The sequence below is a fragment of the Massilia sp. CF038 genome (assembly GCF_900129765.1).
In the GTDB taxonomy this organism is placed as follows: Bacteria; Pseudomonadota; Gammaproteobacteria; order Burkholderiales; family Burkholderiaceae_D; genus Telluria_A.
Genome location: NZ_FQWU01000005.1, coordinates 71415 through 87456 on the forward strand (window position 1 = coordinate 71415; position 16042 = coordinate 87456).

General features: G+C 64.4%; 15 protein-coding genes. 11 read left to right on the forward strand and 4 right to left on the reverse strand.

What is annotated here, in order from left to right; genetic code table 11:
• Positions 1-69 precede the first annotated feature (69 nt).
• On the forward strand, positions 70-654 hold the full coding sequence (pth, locus tag BUC24_RS23435) for an aminoacyl-tRNA hydrolase (protein ID WP_073222670.1): 585 nt from the start codon (positions 70-72) through the stop codon (positions 652-654).
• On the opposite strand, the gene BUC24_RS23440 is transcribed toward pth, so the two are convergent.
• Entirely contained in the window at positions 655-2505 is a 1851-nt protein-coding gene (locus BUC24_RS23440) for a DUF3857 domain-containing transglutaminase family protein (protein ID WP_073222672.1), read from the reverse strand.
• A 130-nt stretch (positions 2506-2635) separates the two neighbouring features.
• On the opposite strand from BUC24_RS23440, the gene BUC24_RS23445 reads away from it, so the two are divergent.
• A complete protein-coding gene (locus tag BUC24_RS23445) occupies positions 2636-3730 on the forward strand; it encodes a patatin-like phospholipase family protein (RefSeq protein ID WP_073222674.1) in 1095 nt (364 codons plus the stop codon).
• Between the two features lie 2 nt (positions 3731-3732).
• Here BUC24_RS23445 and BUC24_RS23450 read toward each other — a convergent pair whose 3' ends face one another.
• A complete protein-coding gene (locus BUC24_RS23450; protein WP_143167633.1) occupies positions 3733-4287 on the reverse strand; it encodes a hypothetical protein in 555 nt (184 codons plus the stop codon).
• Between the two features lie 227 nt (positions 4288-4514).
• Here BUC24_RS23450 and ychF point away from each other — a divergent pair, with 227 nt between their 5' ends.
• The 6 genes from ychF (at position 4515) to BUC24_RS23480 (ending at position 10279) form a co-directional block, all read left to right on the forward strand.
• Positions 4515-5606, forward strand: a complete 1092-nt coding sequence (gene ychF / locus BUC24_RS23455) for a redox-regulated ATPase YchF (RefSeq protein WP_073222677.1) — start codon at positions 4515-4517, stop codon at positions 5604-5606.
• A 72-nt stretch (positions 5607-5678) separates the two neighbouring features.
• Positions 5679-6596, forward strand: a complete 918-nt coding sequence (bla, locus tag BUC24_RS23460) for a subclass B3 metallo-beta-lactamase (RefSeq protein WP_073222679.1) — start codon at positions 5679-5681, stop codon at positions 6594-6596.
• Between the two features lie 39 nt (positions 6597-6635).
• Positions 6636-7265 carry a TetR/AcrR family transcriptional regulator gene (locus tag BUC24_RS23465; protein ID WP_073222681.1) on the forward strand — a complete coding sequence of 210 codons (630 nt, stop codon included), beginning with the start codon at positions 6636-6638 and terminating at the stop codon, positions 7263-7265.
• A 10-nt stretch (positions 7266-7275) separates the two neighbouring features.
• Entirely contained in the window at positions 7276-8229 is a 954-nt protein-coding gene (locus tag BUC24_RS23470; protein WP_073222682.1) for an HlyD family secretion protein, read from the forward strand.
• Complete coding sequence (locus tag BUC24_RS23475) at positions 8226-9158, forward strand: ABC transporter ATP-binding protein (RefSeq protein ID WP_073222684.1); 933 nt, start codon at positions 8226-8228, stop codon at positions 9156-9158. The genes BUC24_RS23470 and BUC24_RS23475 overlap by 4 nt, the downstream gene beginning before the upstream one ends.
• A complete protein-coding gene (locus tag BUC24_RS23480; RefSeq protein ID WP_073222686.1) occupies positions 9155-10279 on the forward strand; it encodes an ABC transporter permease in 1125 nt (374 codons plus the stop codon). The genes BUC24_RS23475 and BUC24_RS23480 overlap by 4 nt, the downstream gene beginning before the upstream one ends.
• Here the strand turns inward: BUC24_RS23480 and BUC24_RS23485 are convergent.
• Together BUC24_RS23485 and BUC24_RS23490 are read right to left on the reverse strand one after the other, a co-directional pair.
• On the reverse strand, positions 10276-11928 hold the full coding sequence (locus tag BUC24_RS23485) for a hypothetical protein (RefSeq protein WP_073222688.1): 1653 nt from the start codon (positions 11926-11928) through the stop codon (positions 10276-10278). The genes BUC24_RS23480 and BUC24_RS23485 overlap by 4 nt on opposite strands.
• Before the next feature lie 64 nt (positions 11929-11992).
• The gene (locus BUC24_RS23490; protein WP_073222690.1) at positions 11993-12742 is read right to left on the reverse strand and encodes an SDR family oxidoreductase; all 750 of its coding nucleotides are present in this window, start codon (positions 12740-12742) and stop codon (positions 11993-11995) included.
• Between the two features lie 122 nt (positions 12743-12864).
• Between BUC24_RS23490 and BUC24_RS23495 the strand changes: the two genes are divergently transcribed.
• The 3 genes from BUC24_RS23495 to BUC24_RS23505 all read left to right on the forward strand — a co-directional run bounded on the left by BUC24_RS23495 (position 12865) and on the right by BUC24_RS23505 (position 16038).
• Positions 12865-13773: a LysR family transcriptional regulator gene (locus tag BUC24_RS23495; protein ID WP_073222915.1), complete on the forward strand. Its 909-nt coding sequence runs from the start codon at positions 12865-12867 to the stop codon at positions 13771-13773.
• Positions 13774-13909: 136 nt separating this feature from the next.
• Complete coding sequence (locus BUC24_RS23500) at positions 13910-14761, forward strand: MOSC domain-containing protein (protein WP_073222692.1); 852 nt, start codon at positions 13910-13912, stop codon at positions 14759-14761.
• Between the two features lie 137 nt (positions 14762-14898).
• Positions 14899-16038: a GGDEF domain-containing protein gene (locus BUC24_RS23505; RefSeq protein ID WP_073222694.1), complete on the forward strand. Its 1140-nt coding sequence runs from the start codon at positions 14899-14901 to the stop codon at positions 16036-16038.
• The last annotated feature ends 4 nt before the right edge of the window (positions 16039-16042 follow it).

Genomic DNA, 16042 nt, shown 5'->3' on the forward strand with positions numbered 1-16042 from the left:
CGGCTGCATGGAAAACCCGCCCGGCCTGGTGCCTCGCGGGTTTTTTTCATTTTTACAAGAACATAAGCCATGCCAATTCGCCTCATCGTCGGTCTGGGCAATCCCGGCCCCGAATACGAACTGACCCGCCACAACGCCGGTTTCTGGCTGGTCGACAATCTCGCCAACAGCTTGCCCGGCTGCCGCCTGCAGCGCGAATCGCGCTTTAACGCGCTGGTGGCCAAGTCCAGCATGGCGGGTCAGGAAGTCTGGCTGCTCGAGCCGCAAACCTTCATGAACCGCTCCGGCCAGTCGGTGGGCGCGCTGGCGCGCTTTTACAAGATCAATCCGGATGAAGTGCTGGTCGTGCACGACGAGCTCGATCTCGCGCCGGGCGTTGCCAAGCTGAAGAAGGGCGGTTCCTCGGGCGGCCACAATGGCCTCAAGGATATTACCGCCGCGCTGGGCACGCAGGATTACTGGCGCTTGCGGCTGGGCATTGGCCATCCGCGCGTGCTGGGCTCGCAACAGCCGGTGGCTGACTTCGTGCTGCACCGTCCGCGCAAGGAAGAGCAAGTGCTGATCGAAGAGTCGATTGAAAAGAGCTTGCGCGTGCTGCCGCTGGCGGTGGAAGGCAAGTTCGACATTGCCACCATGCAGTTGCACACTGCCTGATCAGCCAGGGCGCGCGCCAATGATGATCTGGGCGCGCAGGTCGCGCGCCATGCGCGCGAGCGTGCCCCGCATGCGCGCATGTTCGCCTGCGCGGCACACCATGCCCGCATGCCGAAAGCGCACGCTGCGTTTGACCACCACGGTCTTGCCGCGCAGCTGATAGCGTGCACGGTAGCGAAAGAAGGCGTCGTCCAGCGTCACCGCGCGCGGCAGGGCCAGCACGCGTGCCGCCGCCGGCAACTCAAAGCGCGTTTCTTCTTCCGCATCGATGGCCGGACAGACATAGTCCTGGCTGCGCTGCGGCTCCTGGCCCAGGGCCAGCACGGTTTCGCCCAGCCCACCCCAGAAATCGAAGCTGCTGGCCAGGCCGACCGGCCCTGGCAACGCGGCGAAATCGGGGCTGCGCCCTGCCATGCGCATGCTGTAGCGCGCTTCCTGCCCATCCAGCGGCCCCGGCTCGAAGCGGCCGCTGCCTTGCAGCCCCAGACCGGACAGCAATTGCTGCACCAGCTGGGCCCGTTCGGCGGGCGCCGTGTCGCGCACTGCCTGACGATAGGCTTCCGCAAGCGCACCCTCGATGATGCGGCTGACGCGGAAATTGCCGGCACCGTCAGGGGCGATGCGAAACTGCACCGTGACGCGACTGCGTTCGTGCTGCTGCGCTGGCGTGCGTACCAGCGCGGCCGTGTCGATGCGCACGGCCGGTTTGTCCAGCAGGCTGGCCGGCAGAAAGCCTGCCGCCACCGACTGCGCGGTCGCGTCGAGAAACAGATCGAGCGCCGGAATATATGTAATCACATGATTGAGGATGCCCAGGGTGGGCACGTCGGGCAGCCGGTAACTGTTGCCGTTGTTGATGAGCAAAGCCGTGCTGTCGATGCCCGCTGCGCGCAGCAATGCGCCCAGCAGCACCGCCTGGTCTTTGCAGTCGCCGTAGCGGTTGGCCAGCACCGCTGCTGCCGTGTGCGGCACCACGGCGCCGGCCCCCACATACACGGCCACGTAGCGGATCTGGCGCCGCACCCAGTCGGACAGGGCCAGTGCGCGTGCGCGCGCGCTGGGAAGACCGGCGGTGATCTGCGCCGACAGGGCGACAATGGCGGGCGTGGCCGCGCTGCTGGCGCTGGCACGCGCTGCATAGGCACGGGCCAGAGCGGCATAGCTGTCGAAGGTGGAAACGGCCAGGCGGCTGCCGTCATCGAGGAAGCTGACCGCATCGGCTTCCAGGCGGGCGTGGCCGCTGTTCTGGTAGTGCCAGTGATAGCGCCTGCGCCCGGCCGGTGCCGGCGCGGCCAGGGCGCGAAAGCCGACCGCATCGGCGTACAGCGGCATGCCCTCCGGCATATCGTAAATCAGGTGAAACTGGGGATTGGCATAGGGCTGCGAGGCGGACAGGTCTTCAAAGTGACCGGGAAACAGCGCGGTGTGCCGGTGCAGCACATACCGCACCACCAGTTGGTCGCCGGTTTCCACGTCGGGAAACACGATGACGCGCAGCCGCGTGTCCTGGAACAGGGGCGCATCGGACGAGGCCGCTTCTTGCTGGTCTTTGATGTGCTCGGGCGTGACGGCCACGCGGCGCCCGTCCGGCTTGCGCGTGTACGCGTCGACGGCAAGCAGCGTGTCGAGCGTGCGGTTGTAGCCGATGTAGTACTGGCTGTGCGCCTGCAGGGCGCTGCGCCCGGCAATGGTTTTGGCATGCTCCACGCGCAGGCGGTAGCTGCCGTCGGTTTCAACCGTGAAGTGCTGAATGTAATGGTCGATCACCAGGGCGGGATCGGTGGCGTCGGCGTGGGCGGGCCCGCACAACAGACACAGCAGGCAGAGCAGGGCGGCAAGACGCGCGGGCATGCAAGCTCCAGACAAGGCAAGGACGGACCTGTCATGGTACGCAGCGCCCGCGCCCGCGCGTTTGCGCACTCGCAAGCCGCACGCGGGCGCCGCGCTGGACGAAAGGCGGTCCCAGCCGCGATAATTGGCCATGCACGCACTTTCCTTCCATGCCGGCCCCTTGGCCCTGGCCCGCTTGCGCAGCGATGGCCTGCGCGCCGCCGATGTGGCCGTCATTCCCGCTGCGGCGGGCGGTCCCAAGGGCTTGATTTTTCAAGCGCTCGATCAATGGTTGTTTGGCAGCTGGCTGCCGGCGGCCCCGCGCGAGCGCGCCCTGATCGGCTCGTCCATCGGGGCCTGGCGCATGGCTGCCGCCTGCCAGCCCGATCCGGCTGCCGCTTTTGCCCGCCTGGGCGCGCTGTATTGCGGGCAACGCTATAACGCCCGTCCCGACCAGAACGAGATTGATGCTGTGTGCCGCCAGCTGCTGGCCGATTTCATCGGCGACCAGGCCGAGGCGATTGTCAGCCATCCCCACTATCGTTTGCATCTGCTGGCCAACCGCGGGCGCCGCGCTCTGGCCGACCCCCAGCACCGGCGCGCCGAAACCCTGGGTTTTGCCACCGCTGCCTTGCTCAATCTGGCCGCGCGCGAACGCCTGGCGCACATGCTCGAGCGCGTGGTGCTCAGCGCTGGCGGTGCCGCGCCGGCCTGGCTGCGCCCCGGCTTCGATGGCTTCACCACGCATTTCAGTACTCTGGACGGCCGCAACCTCACCGCGGCCCTGCTGGCCTCGGGCACCTTGCCGCTGCTGATGAAGCCGGTCCGCACCATCGCCGGCGCGCCCGCTGGCAGTTACTGGGACGGCGGCATCATCGATTACAACCTGGCCTTGCCGTATGCGCGTATCGGGCAGGCCGCCAGCAGCGATCTGGTCCTGTATCCCCATTTTTCGCAGCACATCGTGCCGGGCTGGCTGGACAAGGCAATGCCATGGCGGCGCGCCGCCCGCGGCCCTCAGCGCGGCTGGCTGGACAACGTGCTGATCGTCGCGCCTACGCCAGCCTTCCTGGCGACGCTGCCACGCGGCAAATTACCGGACCGGAAGGATTTCCAATTTTACGGACTGGATCACGAACGGCGGGAAACGGCTTGGCACAGCGCCATTGGGGAAGGGCAGCGCCTGCGGGACGAACTGGCTGCTTTTGTGGACCGGCCCGACCTGACGCGGGTGCAGCCCATCTGACACTAGCTCAGGCAGATATTGACTTCAACGTTGCGTCCGTCACCGAGAAATTGCAGTGACAAATGGCGCGCATCAGCCTGCGGCAACTGGCGCGTGAAGGACTTCTTTTGCGCGCTGCGCAAGCCTTCTGCGGCCAGATCGGTGCCGCCCCGCAGGCGCGTGTCCGCTTCCAGCTGGGCCAGCAGCGCGCTGTAATCGGCGCGCGACAACTCGATCTTGGCATAGGAGCAGGCGTCCCCTTGGAAATCCAGGTAGGGCGTGCTCTTGTCGACCACCCGCGCCGAGGCCGGTGCTGCGCGCAAGCTCACCTGGCTGAACTGTTCCAGGTACACCCCATCGGTGGGAAACAGGGCGCGCCCGAGCAGCGCACCCACGGTCAGCAGCAAAAATGCCATGGTGCCCAGCTTGGCCCGCTTTTCCCAGCGCAATGCGTGGCCCCCGCTGGCAGTCAGGCGGCGCGCCACCCGTCCGGCCAGGCTCGACAGCAGCACCAGGACCAGCCAGCAGGTCAGCAGCACGCTCATTCCGAGCAAGCACAGCATTAATAGGAGTTCCATAGGGAAAAGCCAATGGTGGTTTTTGTATGTACGGGAAAGTTGAGCAAGTGTAATCTCGGAATGCTTACAAATGCATTAAATCGCGAAAATATAGTTTCCCCGGGGAACTTGATAGCCCCGCTTGGGTCAATAAATGCGGCTTGGCCCCCCGACCAAGGTTACAATGTGGGGTTTCGGGCAGCCCAAGCTTGGCTGCCCATCGTCAATCGAATGAGAAAGTCTTCCCCATGAGTCTGCAATGCGGCATCGTCGGCCTGCCTAACGTCGGCAAGTCCACCCTTTTCAATGCGCTGACCAAAGCCGGTATCCCGGCTGAAAACTACCCGTTCTGCACCATTGAACCGAACGTCGGCGTGGTCGAGGTACCGGATCCGCGCATGGACGCCCTGGCCGCCATCGTCAAGCCGGAACGCATGGTCAACGCCATTGTCGAATTTGTCGACATCGCCGGCCTGGTGGCAGGCGCCTCCAAAGGGGAAGGCCTGGGTAACCAGTTCCTGTCGCACATCCGCGAAACCGACGCCATCGTCAACGTGGTGCGCTGCTTCGAAGATGACAATGTGATCCACGTGGCAGGCAAGGTCAGCCCGCTGGACGACATCGAAGTCATCCAGACCGAGCTGGCCCTGGCCGACATGGCGGGCGTGGAAAAAGCGATCCATCGCGAAAACAAAAAAGCGCGCTCGGGCGACAAGGATGCCGCCAAGCTGGTTGCCATCTGCGAGCGTTTGCTGCCGCACCTGAACGAAGGCAAGCCGGTGCGCACGCTGGGCCTGGATGCCGACGAAATGGCCATCATCAAGCCGCTGTGCCTGATTACCGCCAAGCCGGCCATGTACGTGGCCAACGTGTCCGACTCGGGCTTCACCAACAACCCGCTGCTGGACCAGCTCACTGCCTACGCCAAGGCGCAGAACGCGCCGATCGTGGCCATTTGCGCTTCGATTGAATCGGAAATCGCCGACCTGGACGACGCCGACAAGGGCGCTTTCCTGGCTGACATGGGCATGCAGGAGCCTGGCCTGGACCGCCTGATCCGCGCCGCCTACAACCTGCTGGGCCTGCAAACCTACTTCACCGCCGGTGTGAAGGAAGTACGCGCCTGGACCATCCACATTGGCGACACGGCGCCCCAGGCTGCCGGCGTGATCCACACCGACTTCGAACGCGGCTTCATCCGCGCGCAAACCATTGCCTATGACGACTACATCACCTACAAGGGTGAGGCCGGCGCCAAGGAAGCGGGCAAGATGCGCGCCGAAGGCAAGGAGTACGTCGTCAAGGATGGTGACGTGCTCAATTTCCTGTTTAACGTGTAATAGAATGCAAGGCCCGTAAGGGCGGCAAAAAAAGGGCGCCTTTGCGCCCTTTTTCTATTTGGAGACGACAACATGGCATTCGCACACAAGCTGGCATGGGCGGCGGCACTGACACTGGCCTGCCAGGGCGGCCAGGCTGCCCCGGCGGATCAGCCGATCACGGAATTCAACTGCAGCAGCTGCAAGGAGTGGAACGCGCCGCAAAAGCCGTTCAACATTTATGGGAACACCTGGTACGTGGGCACGGCCGAATTGTCGGCGCTGCTGATCACCAGTCCCAAGGGCCACATCCTGCTTGACGGCGCCTTGCCGCAATCGGCGCCGCTGATTGAAAAGAATATCAAGGCGCTGGGTTTCAAGCTGAAGGACGTCAAGCTGATCGTCAATTCGCACGAACACTTCGACCATGCCGGCGGTATCGCCGCTCTGCAGCGCCGCAGCGGCGCCATTGTGGCCGCCAGCGCGATTGGTGCGCGCGTATTGCAGGCAGGCGTGATCGGCAAGGATGATCTGCAGTACCAGCCGGACCAGGATCCGCGCATCGACAAGGTGCCCAAGGTGCAAGTGGTGGGCGAGGGCGAAACGCTGGCCGTGGGCGGCCTGGCGCTGACCGCGCACATGACGCCGGGCCACGCGCCAGGCGGCACCACCTGGACCTGGACCTCGTGCGAGCATGGGCGCTGCCTCGACATGGTGTATGCCGACAGCCTGACGCCGGTGTCAGCCGACAGTTTCCGCTTCACCGAGGCGCCGGCTGCGGTGGCGGCCCTGCGCGCCAGTATCGCCAAAGTGGCCGCGCTCAAGTGTGATGTGGTGGTGTCCACCCATCCCGGCTTTACTGACGTGATGGCCAAGCTGCAGGCGCGCAAGGGTGACACCAACCCCTTCATCGATGCCGAAGGCTGCCGCAACTACGCCGCAGGCGCAACCAAACGGCTCGACGAGCGCCTGGCCAGCGAAAGCGCGAACGGCGCTCTGCCTAAAAAATAAGCGCTTGACAGGTAACTATACAAGCGTATAGTTACCTCCATGAGCCGACCTTCCCAACAAATCGATGCCTTGCTGATTGCCTCCGGCATGGCCCTGCTGCCTGAAACCGGCTGCGCCGGCCTGTCGGTGCGCAAGCTGACCGAACACGCCGGCGTCAACCTCGGCATGTTCCACTACCACTTCAAAAGCAAGGACAACTTCATCCGCGCCGTTCTGCAGCGCCTGTATGAAGCCATGTTCACCGACCTGCAGGTGCAGGCCGACAGCGGCGCCGATGCCGTCAGCGCCTTGCAAGCTGCCTTCACTGTGCTGGGCGCATTTGCGCGTGCCAATCGCAAGCTGCTGTTCATGCTGGTGTCCGAAGCGCTGCGCGGCGAGGCGCTGCCGCTCCAGTTCCTGCGCGAGAATCTGCCGCGCCACCTGGCCATCATTGTGCGTCTGGTCCAGCGCGGACAAGCCGAAGGCCGCATCGTGCCGGTCCCCGTGCCTCAGCTGCTGCCGTTTCTGGCGGGCGGCATCGTTGGCCCCATCCTGGCGGGCGGCGCCATCGAACGCCAGGGCACGCTCGCGCCCGAGCTGGCTGGCCTGGCCCAGCTGGCCCTGCTGTCGGAACAAGCGCTGGCCCAGCGCATCGAACTGGCGCTGCGCGCCATTGCCGTTCAACCCTGAGGGACATCCCATGAAGCCGCTCTTTCTATGCGCTCTGCCACTGCTGGTGCTGGCCGGGTGCGCCCAGCCGGACGACAGCAGCTTCCCAGGTTATGCCGAAGGCGAGTATGTGCGTCTGGGCGCGCCGCTGGCAGGTACCTTGCTCAAGCTGCACCTGCACCAGGGCGACACAGTTGTCGCCGGTGCCGCGGCCTACGGCCTGGAACAGGCCAGCGAAGGCGCGGCGCGCCAGGAGGCGCAAAGCCGGGTCGAACGCGCCGAAGCGCTGCTGGCCGACTTGCGCAAGGGCGCCCGCAGCGACGAGCAGGCCGCCATCGCCGCCGAGCTGAAGGCGGCGCAGGCAGCGCTGGCGCTGTCGCGTGCCAATCTGGAGCGCGAACGTAAACTGGTCAGCGCGCAGTTCCTGTCGCGCGCCCGTCTTGATCAAGCCCAGAGCGCGGTCGAGGCAGACCAGGCCAGGGTCGAGCAGGCTGCGGCACGCCTGCGCACGGCGCGCAGCAGCGCCCGCAGCGATCAGGTGGCGGCGGCCGAAAAAGACATCGCCGCTGCCCGCGCCCAGCTGGCGCAAGTGCAGTGGCGGCTGGACCAGAAGACCCAGACGGTGCCTGTCGCCGGGCTGGTCACCGAGGTCAATTACCGGGCGGGCGAATGGGTGCCGGCGGGTGCGCCTGTGCTCACGCTGCTGCCGCCGCAAAACATCAAGGCGCGCTTCTTCATTCCCGAAGCAGGCCTGGGGCGCCTGCGCGTGGGGCAGGGCGTGACCATTGCGTGCGACGGTTGCACGCCGCTGGCAGCGCGGATCAGCTTTATTTCGCCGCAAGCGGAATACACGTCGCCCCTCATCTACAGCAAGGAAAATCGCGCCACCCTGGTGTTCATGGTGGAAGCGACCCCAGAGCCGGCGCAGGCCGCGCGTCTGCACCCTGGCCAGCCGCTGACGGTCACGCCCGGGCCGGCATCGTGAGCGCCGCTGACGTCATCATCGATGTGCGCGGGCTGACCAAGTCCTACGATGGCCGGGTCGTGGTCGACCAGGTCGACATGCGTGTCGAGCGCGGGCGCATCTACGGTTTCCTGGGGCCGAACGGCAGCGGCAAGACCACCACCATCCGCATGCTGTGCGGCCTGCTCACGCCCGATCAGGGCGAAGGCAGCTGCCTCGGTTACGACATTCGCACCCAGGCCCGCCTGATCAAGCGCGAAGTGGGCTACATGACCCAGAAGTTCGGCTTGTACGACGATTTGAGCATCGAAGAAAATCTCGATTTTTTCGCCCGTGTGTACGGCGTGCCGCAGCGCCGCCAGCGCATCGACGGCACGCTTGAGCGGCTTGGTCTTGCCAGCCGGCGCCGCCAGCTTGCCAGTTCCTTGTCGGGCGGTTGGAAGCAGCGGCTGGCGCTGGCGGCCTGTCTGATCCACGACCCCCAGCTGCTGCTGCTGGACGAACCCACGGCCGGGGTCGACCCGTCCGCCCGCCGCGCCTTCTGGGACCAGATCCACGAACTGGCCGACGCCGGCATGACCGTGCTGGTCTCGACCCATTACATGGACGAAGCCGAGCGTTGCCACGAGCTGGCCTACATCGCTTACGGCAAGCTGCTGGCACGCGGCACGGTCGATGAAGTGATCGCCGGCGCCAGGCTGCTGACCTGGTCGCTCACGGGCCCCGGCCTGGCTGCCGCCGCACCGGTGCTGCGCGCCGCGTCCGGCATCCGGACCGTGGCGCCGTTTGGTGCCACGCTGCACGTGGCAGCCGACAGCGTCGAGGCCTTCGAAGCGGCGCTGGCGCCTTTCAACACGCTCAAGGCCGTGCCCACGCCCGCCAGCCTGGAGGACGTGTTTATCGCGCTGATGCAGGATGCGCAGGACAATTTCGGTGCAGGTGCAGCATGAACTGGACCCGCCTGTTTGCCGTGCTGCTCAAGGAGTTTCGCCAGGTGCGGCGCGACCGCCTGACCTTCGGCATGATGGTGGTGATTCCGATTGTGCAGCTGGTGCTGTTCGGTTTTGCCATCAATGGCGATGTGCGCCACTTGCCGCTGGCCGTGCAAGACGCCGATCGCAGCACCTTTTCGCGCAGCCTGGTGGCGGCGCTCGAAACGTCGCAGTACTTCCGCGTGGTGCGCCACGTGCAAGGCGCGGCCGAAGCCGACGCCCTGCTGGCGCGCGGCGAGGTGCAGTTCGTACTGGTGGTGCCGGGCGACTTTTCGCGTCAGCTGGCGCGTGGCGAAAAACCCGTCATTCTGCTGGCGGCCGACGCCACCGATCCTGCGGCCACCGGCAACGCGCTGGCAGCGGTCAATGCCATTGCCGCCCGCGCCATCACGCGCGACCTGACCGGACCGCTGGCCCATTTGCGCCCGACCGAAGCGCCATTCGAGATCCGCAGTCAGCGCCGCTACAACCCGGAAGGGCTGACTCGCTACAACATCGTCCCTGGCCTGATGGGCGTGATCCTGACCATGACGATGGTGATGATGACCTCACTGGCAATGACGCGCGAACGCGAGCGCGGCACCATGGAAAATCTGCTGGCCACGCCGCTCTCGCCGCTCGAAGTCATGGTCGGCAAGATCGTGCCCTACATCCTGATCGGTTATGTGCAGGTGAGCGTGATTCTGTTTGCCGGCTGGCTGATGTTCGATGTGCCGATGGTGGGCAGCCTGGCGCTGCTGTCGGCCGTGATGGTGCTGTTCATTGCAGCCAACCTGGCCATTGGCTTTACGTTTTCCACGCTGGCGCGCAACCAGCTGCAGGCGATGCAGCTGACCTTCTTCTTTTTTCTGCCGTCGATGCTGCTGTCGGGTTTTATGTTCCCGTTTCGCGGCATGCCCGGCTGGGCCCAGGCGCTGGGCGAAGTACTGCCACTGACGCATTTCCTGCGCATCGTGCGCGGCATTATGCTCAAGGGGAACACGTTCAGCCAGATCGCGCCGCATGCCTGGCCGATCGCGCTGTTCATGCTGGCCGCGGGCGTGCTGGCGCTGACGCGCTTCCGCCAGACGCTGGACTAGGCCTTGCTGCGGCGGCGCCGGATGAACGCGCCAACGCCCAGCAACGCGCCCATGCCGATGCCGGCCACCGGCAGCGGCACCACACCCGGGTCGCTGACAGCGATCACATTTTCACGCAGCCGCTCGGGGAAGGGGCGAGGTGCCGTCGGCACGATTTTCCAGTCAGCGCGGTCAGGCGGCGTGCGCGCCATGAATTCATCGAACGAAAACACCGGTGCCGAACCCATGGCGCGGCTGGAAGGCACTTGCGGAATGCGCACCAGCACCAGCGCTTCGACATCGCTTTGCAGCTGCTTTTCAAAGGCCGACAACTGGCGCTTTGGTGCCGGGCCTGCGCCCACCAGCGACATCAAGTCGGCGCCGGCTGCCTCGAACGCCACGGCGGGGTACAGGCGTACCTGTTCTTCAGTCAGATAATCGTAGATCTTGCGCCCGCTGGCCAGGCTGCGGTCCTTGGCCGACAGGTAGCCGTAGGCGGCAATCGCTTTCAGATGGCTGGTGGCGCCGCGCTCGGGGATGTTCCACCCCAGGCCCTTGAATACATCCAGACTGATGCCGGAGCAGTTCGCGCCCGCGTGCTTGTACTGGAAATCGTGGCGATAGAAATTATTGAAAACGCGCTGCACACCGCCCTGGTAAGCCTGCGCAGTACGCGCCTGGTTCAGCACCGCAACCAGCATGTACGAAGGGCGGTAGAACTGCTGCCCGCTGTTGATGTCCATGAGGTAGTTATCCATCGGGACTGGCGCGGCCACAATGCCCTTCTCGCTGTACGAGTCGAGATTGTAGAAATTATTCACGATCCAGTCCGACCATTCACCCTCCTGCCCGACCTTGCCGGTGGCGATGGCAAAGTGGCCGCCATAAGCTTCATCGTCGTCGCCCTGGGCGCCATTGAGCATGATGCCCAGCGCCGGCTGCCCGGCCCAGGCGCTGCCTTTGCCAGGCGTGCGCTCCCACAGCACACGGGTGCTGTAGGCACTGGTGGCGCCGCCGCCTTCCTTGCGCACGAAGGTGGTCAGTGATTCGTCCTGCGCCAGCGGTTGGGCTGGGGCAGTGCCACGTTCGAGGGCAAAGTCCTTGGGCCAGACGGTGCGCGCCACAAAGGCCGGGGCGCCGTCGATGTCACGCAGGCTGCCGCGCATGCGTACCGGCCGCTGCCCGAAGAAATCGGTGGTGGCGCCATTCCAGTACGACAGATTGCTGGCGATCTTGGGCACCAGCAGCAAGCGCGTGCTGGCGCCGTCCTTGGTACGCACTGACTTGCCGTCGACTTCAATCGCCACGTCGTCAAACAGCTGGGGTGAACCGATCCAGACCAGGCCTGGATGGGCCAGGGCCGCCGTATCGCTGCTGGCAGCCCAGGCACGCACTGCGCCCACGGTATCCGGTTGCGTGGCGTAGCCCGACAGCGCTTGCGATGCTTTGGGCACGGCCAGCAAATCGTCTTCGAAATACCACAGTCCCTGTTTCAAGGTCGGACAATCCGTGCACTTGCCGTTGGCAAGACGGAAACTGTCAGCCGCCAGCAGACCCAGGGCCTGATCCTGCAGCGCATCCTTTAGTCCAGCAGGGGCAGCGCTGAACGCTGGCGCAGCAGCGGCTGCCAGCAAGGCGCCGGCTGCCGCGAGTGCTTGAAACTTTTGCATCAAAGTATCCTTCGAGAAAATCGTTCGCCAGATACTAGCTGCTTTTCGAAGGATCGCCAATCAATTACAGCTGGGTCATCCCGCCGTCGATGATCAGCTCCGTGCCGACAATGAAGGCCGATTCCGGTGCCGACAAATACAGCACAGCGCCCGCAATTTCTTCTGGCGTGCCAAAACGTTTGAGCGGAATTTGCTCTGTGATGGCGGCCGCCATGCCAGTCAGGTCCGCCGGCGCCAGACCCAGGCGGCCATACAGTGGCGTAGTGACCGGCCCGGGGCTGACCACGTTGACCCGTACACCACGCGGCAGCAGCTCGGCCGACAGGGTTTTGGCAAAGGTAATCAGGGCGGCCTTGCTGGCTGCATACACCGACGAAGCGGGCATGCCGATGCGGGCGTTGACCGAGCCATTGAGCACGATTGCGGCGCCCGGATTGAACAGCGGCGTCAATGCCTGAATGGTGAAGTAAGCGCCTTTGACGTTGACGTTGAAGGTGTCGTCCCAAAGCGCTTCATCGATCTGCTCGAAGGGCGCGAACTTGGCCACGCCGGCGTTGAGGAACAGCGCGTCCAGGCGCACGCCACGTTCGCTCAATTGTGCTGCCAGAGTCTGGCCCGCGCCAGGGGCGCCCTGGTCGTTGCGCAGCGCCAGGGTCGCGCCGCCAATCTGTTCGCGGGCGGCGTCCAGGGTAGCCTGGTCACGGCCGGTGATGATGACGCGGGCGCCTTCGCGGGCAAAGGCAAGCGCGGTGGACAGGCCGATGCCGCTGTTGCCGCCGGTGACGAGAATGGTTTTGTTTTCAAAGCGTTTCATGGTGTAACTCCTGAGTGAGGTGATTGGGTTGCGACGTGTTCACTATAGGATTTATGAAACTGCGAATCAAAGGCCTGGATATTGATGCTATATTCAGGTTTTATGAATAATGGGGTGTGATCATGGATCGCATGCGGGCGCTGGAAGTATTTGTGGAAGTCGTGAAGCGCAACGGTTTCGCGCGCGCGGCAGACGCGCTCGACACCTCGCCAGCCAACGTCACGCGCATCATCAGCGACCTGGAATCGCACCTGGGCATGCGTCTGCTTAATCGCAGTTCACGCAAAATGTCGCTCACCGACAGCGGCGAGGGCCTGTACCAGCGCGCCAAGACCATTGTCGAGGACATGGCTGAAATCGAGGCCATCGCGTCCTCGGCCACGCTCACCCCGCGCGGCCTGCTGCGCATTAACGCGCCCCTGACGTTTGGCGTGCTGCACCTGGCGCCTTTGTGGCCCGCCTTCATGGCGCGCTATCCCGAGGTGGAACTGGAGGTGGCGCTGGTGGACCGCGTGGTCGATATCGTGGAAGAGGGCTATGACCTGGCGATCCGCATCTCGCGTGCCGGCTCGGCCAGCCACGCGGCGCGGCGCCTGGCCACCTCGCACAACATCTGCTGCGCGGCGCCGGCTTACCTTGCCCGGCATGGCACGCCCAAGGTGCCCCAGGATCTGCTGCTGCACAAGTGCATTGGCTACAGCTACGCGGCCAGCGCCGACGAATGGCGCTTCACGGATGCGATGGGCCAGCCGCACCCGGTGACCGTCAACTGCGCCATGCATGCAAATAATGGCGACACGGCGCGCCAGGCTGCGCTGGCAGGGGCGGGCATCATTTGGCAGCCGACGTTTTTGATTGGCGCCGATTTGCGGGCCGGACGTTTGGTGCCGCTGCTGCCTGGATTCAGCCTGCCAGATATCGACGTACTGGCCGTCTATCCAAGCCGGCGCCAACTGAGCGCCAAGGTGCGCGCGATGATCGACTTCCTGGCCGAGCAATTTGCCGGTACCCCGCCGTGGGATATGAATTGAGGCATACTGACGGCCCCACCGACGTCGTCCTCGCGAAGGCGGGGACCTATTCCACGTTTCCGAATCCGGGGACGTGGTATAGGTCCCCGCCTTCGCGAGGACGATGTCCGGGTGAACTTGACGTCTGTTAAAACAAATGGCCATCCTCTCTGAAATCATTTTCTACCCCGTTAAATCCTGCGCCGGCATTTCCGTGCGCGAGGCTACGCTGACCCAGGCCGGCCTGTCGGTCGATGCCGTCTACGACCGCGAATGGATGGTCATCGGCGAAGATGGCCAGTTCCTCACCCAGCGCGAGCATCCGCGCATGGCACTCATCACCCCGCGCCTGAAGGCCGACACGCTGGAACTGCGCGCGCCCGGCATGCTGCGCCTGGAAATCGCGCTTGGCTTGCCCGATCCGGCCGATGAGCAAACGCGCCAGGTCACCCTGTGGGACGACACCGTGCTCGCCTACGACTGCAACGACACCACCGCGGCCTGGTTCAGCAACGCCATCGGCACGCCCTGCCGCCTGGTGCGTTTCCATGCCAGTGCCCACCGTGTCACCAGCACCAAATGGACGGACGGGGTCGAGGCACCGACCTTGTTCGCCGATGCCTACCCGATCCTGGTGGCCGGATCGGCCTCGCTGGCGGACTTGAACGAAAAACTGGTGGCGGCCGGGCGCGAGGCGCTGCCCATGAACCGATTCCGTCCCAATCTGGTGATCGATGGGATCGACGCGTTCGAGGAAGACTATGCCGACAGCTTCAGCCTGGGCCAGGCCGCCATCAAACCCGTGAAACCCTGCGCGCGCTGCCCGATTCCGGCGGTGGACCAGGCCAGCGGTCTGCCCGGCCCCGATCCGCTCGATATATTGGGCACCTACCGCGCCAAGGCGGTCATGGACGGCGCAATCTGCTTCGGCATGAATGCCATCGTCACTGCAGGCGACGGCGAGCGCCTGCATGTCGGCCAACCGGTGACAATGACCCTGGCCTTTTAAGCTTAATTGATGGTTAAAGAAGCGTTTTAACTGTGGCGGCGCGGCCAAACGTGCCCTTTTCAGGCCGCAATCCGATTAAGATGGCGTAAAACGGGAATATTCAACGTGCATGGACCGGGAACGCAGAGAGGGGCAGTATGCAAGATGCAGGTGTGACAGCGCGCGATCTGGAGGCAGAAAACGAATCCCTGCGCGCCAGCATGGCCTACATGATGGAGCAGGCCGAGCGTAATCACGACATCATGTGCCGGCACCAGGCGTTCGATCTTGAAATCGTCGGCTCCGACAGTTTTCCCAGCCTGGTCAGCACCATCTTCCGCAGCCTGCCCGTCATTTCCGACCTTGATATCGTTACCCTCAGCCTGGTCGACGAGGGCGAGGACATCCGCACCGTGATGAACAAGCTGGGCGTCGACTTTGCCGATTTCCCGCATCTGGTTTTCGTGGATGCTGTGCAGGCGCTGGGTTTTGTCCCGTCGCGCAACGACCTCACTGGCCCGCCGCGGCCCTTGCTGGGGCCTTACATTCCAGCGACCCACCAGCCGATGTTCCCGCAACCGCCAGCCGGCCTGCAAAGCATCGCCCTGGTGCCGCTGCTGCGTAACAAGCGCCTGATTGGCAGCCTGAATCTGGGCAGCCTGGACCCCAACCGCTTCACGCCTGCCATGGCCACCGACTTCGTCGAGCACATGGCGTCGATCATCTCGATCTGTCTCGAAAACGTGATCAGCAACGAGATGCTTAAATATATCGGCCTGACCGATTCGCTGACCGGGGTCTACAACCGGCGCTATATCGACCGCCGCCTGCTGGAAGAGATCAGCCGGGCGCGCCGTCAGCAATACCGCATCTCGGTCATGTACATCGATATTGACCACTTCAAGCTGGTCAACGACAGCGTGGGCCACCCGGGCGGCGACGAAGTGCTGCGTGAAGTGGCGGGCCGAATCAAGGACGAATTGCGCCTGTCCGACACCATGGGCCGTTTTGGCGGCGAAGAATTCGTGGCGCTGCTGATTAATGCCGAACTCGATGCGGCCGCGCTGGTGGCCGAACGGATTCGCGCCAGCGTGGCCGGCACGCCGGTCGAACTGCAGGGCGGCGCGGCCTTGCCGGTGTCGGTCTCGATCGGGGTTGCGGTGCTCAATGACTTCGAGCGCGAACACGCCATTGAGCATGTTGCGCAAGAGCTGCTGGCGCAGGCCGACAATGCGCTGTACAAGGCCAAGCAGAGCGGGCGCAATCGGGTCATTGCTTACGAGGCGCCGCCGGCCTAGAGCG

Coding starts and splice junctions, on each gene's coding strand:
- BUC24_RS23465 (WP_073222681.1), top strand. CDS start 6,636: ATGAGCCGACCTTCCCAACAAATCGATGCCTTGCTGATTGCCTCCGGC.
- BUC24_RS23500 (WP_073222692.1), top strand. CDS start 13,910: ATGGCCATCCTCTCTGAAATCATTTTCTACCCCGTTAAATCCTGCGCC.
- BUC24_RS23490 (WP_073222690.1), bottom strand. CDS start 12,742: ATGAAACGCTTTGAAAACAAAACCATTCTCGTCACCGGCGGCAACAGC.
- BUC24_RS23495 (WP_073222915.1), top strand. CDS start 12,865: ATGGATCGCATGCGGGCGCTGGAAGTATTTGTGGAAGTCGTGAAGCGC.
- ychF (WP_073222677.1), top strand. CDS start 4,515: ATGAGTCTGCAATGCGGCATCGTCGGCCTGCCTAACGTCGGCAAGTCC.
- BUC24_RS23450 (WP_143167633.1), bottom strand. CDS start 4,287: ATGGAACTCCTATTAATGCTGTGCTTGCTCGGAATGAGCGTGCTGCTG.
- BUC24_RS23480 (WP_073222686.1), top strand. CDS start 9,155: ATGAACTGGACCCGCCTGTTTGCCGTGCTGCTCAAGGAGTTTCGCCAG.
- BUC24_RS23505 (WP_073222694.1), top strand. CDS start 14,899: ATGCAAGATGCAGGTGTGACAGCGCGCGATCTGGAGGCAGAAAACGAA.
- BUC24_RS23485 (WP_073222688.1), bottom strand. CDS start 11,928: ATGCAAAAGTTTCAAGCACTCGCGGCAGCCGGCGCCTTGCTGGCAGCC.
- pth (WP_073222670.1), top strand. CDS start 70: ATGCCAATTCGCCTCATCGTCGGTCTGGGCAATCCCGGCCCCGAATAC.
- BUC24_RS23470 (WP_073222682.1), top strand. CDS start 7,276: ATGAAGCCGCTCTTTCTATGCGCTCTGCCACTGCTGGTGCTGGCCGGG.
- bla (WP_073222679.1), top strand. CDS start 5,679: ATGGCATTCGCACACAAGCTGGCATGGGCGGCGGCACTGACACTGGCC.
- BUC24_RS23440 (WP_073222672.1), bottom strand. CDS start 2,505: ATGCCCGCGCGTCTTGCCGCCCTGCTCTGCCTGCTGTGTCTGTTGTGC.
- BUC24_RS23445 (WP_073222674.1), top strand. CDS start 2,636: ATGCACGCACTTTCCTTCCATGCCGGCCCCTTGGCCCTGGCCCGCTTG.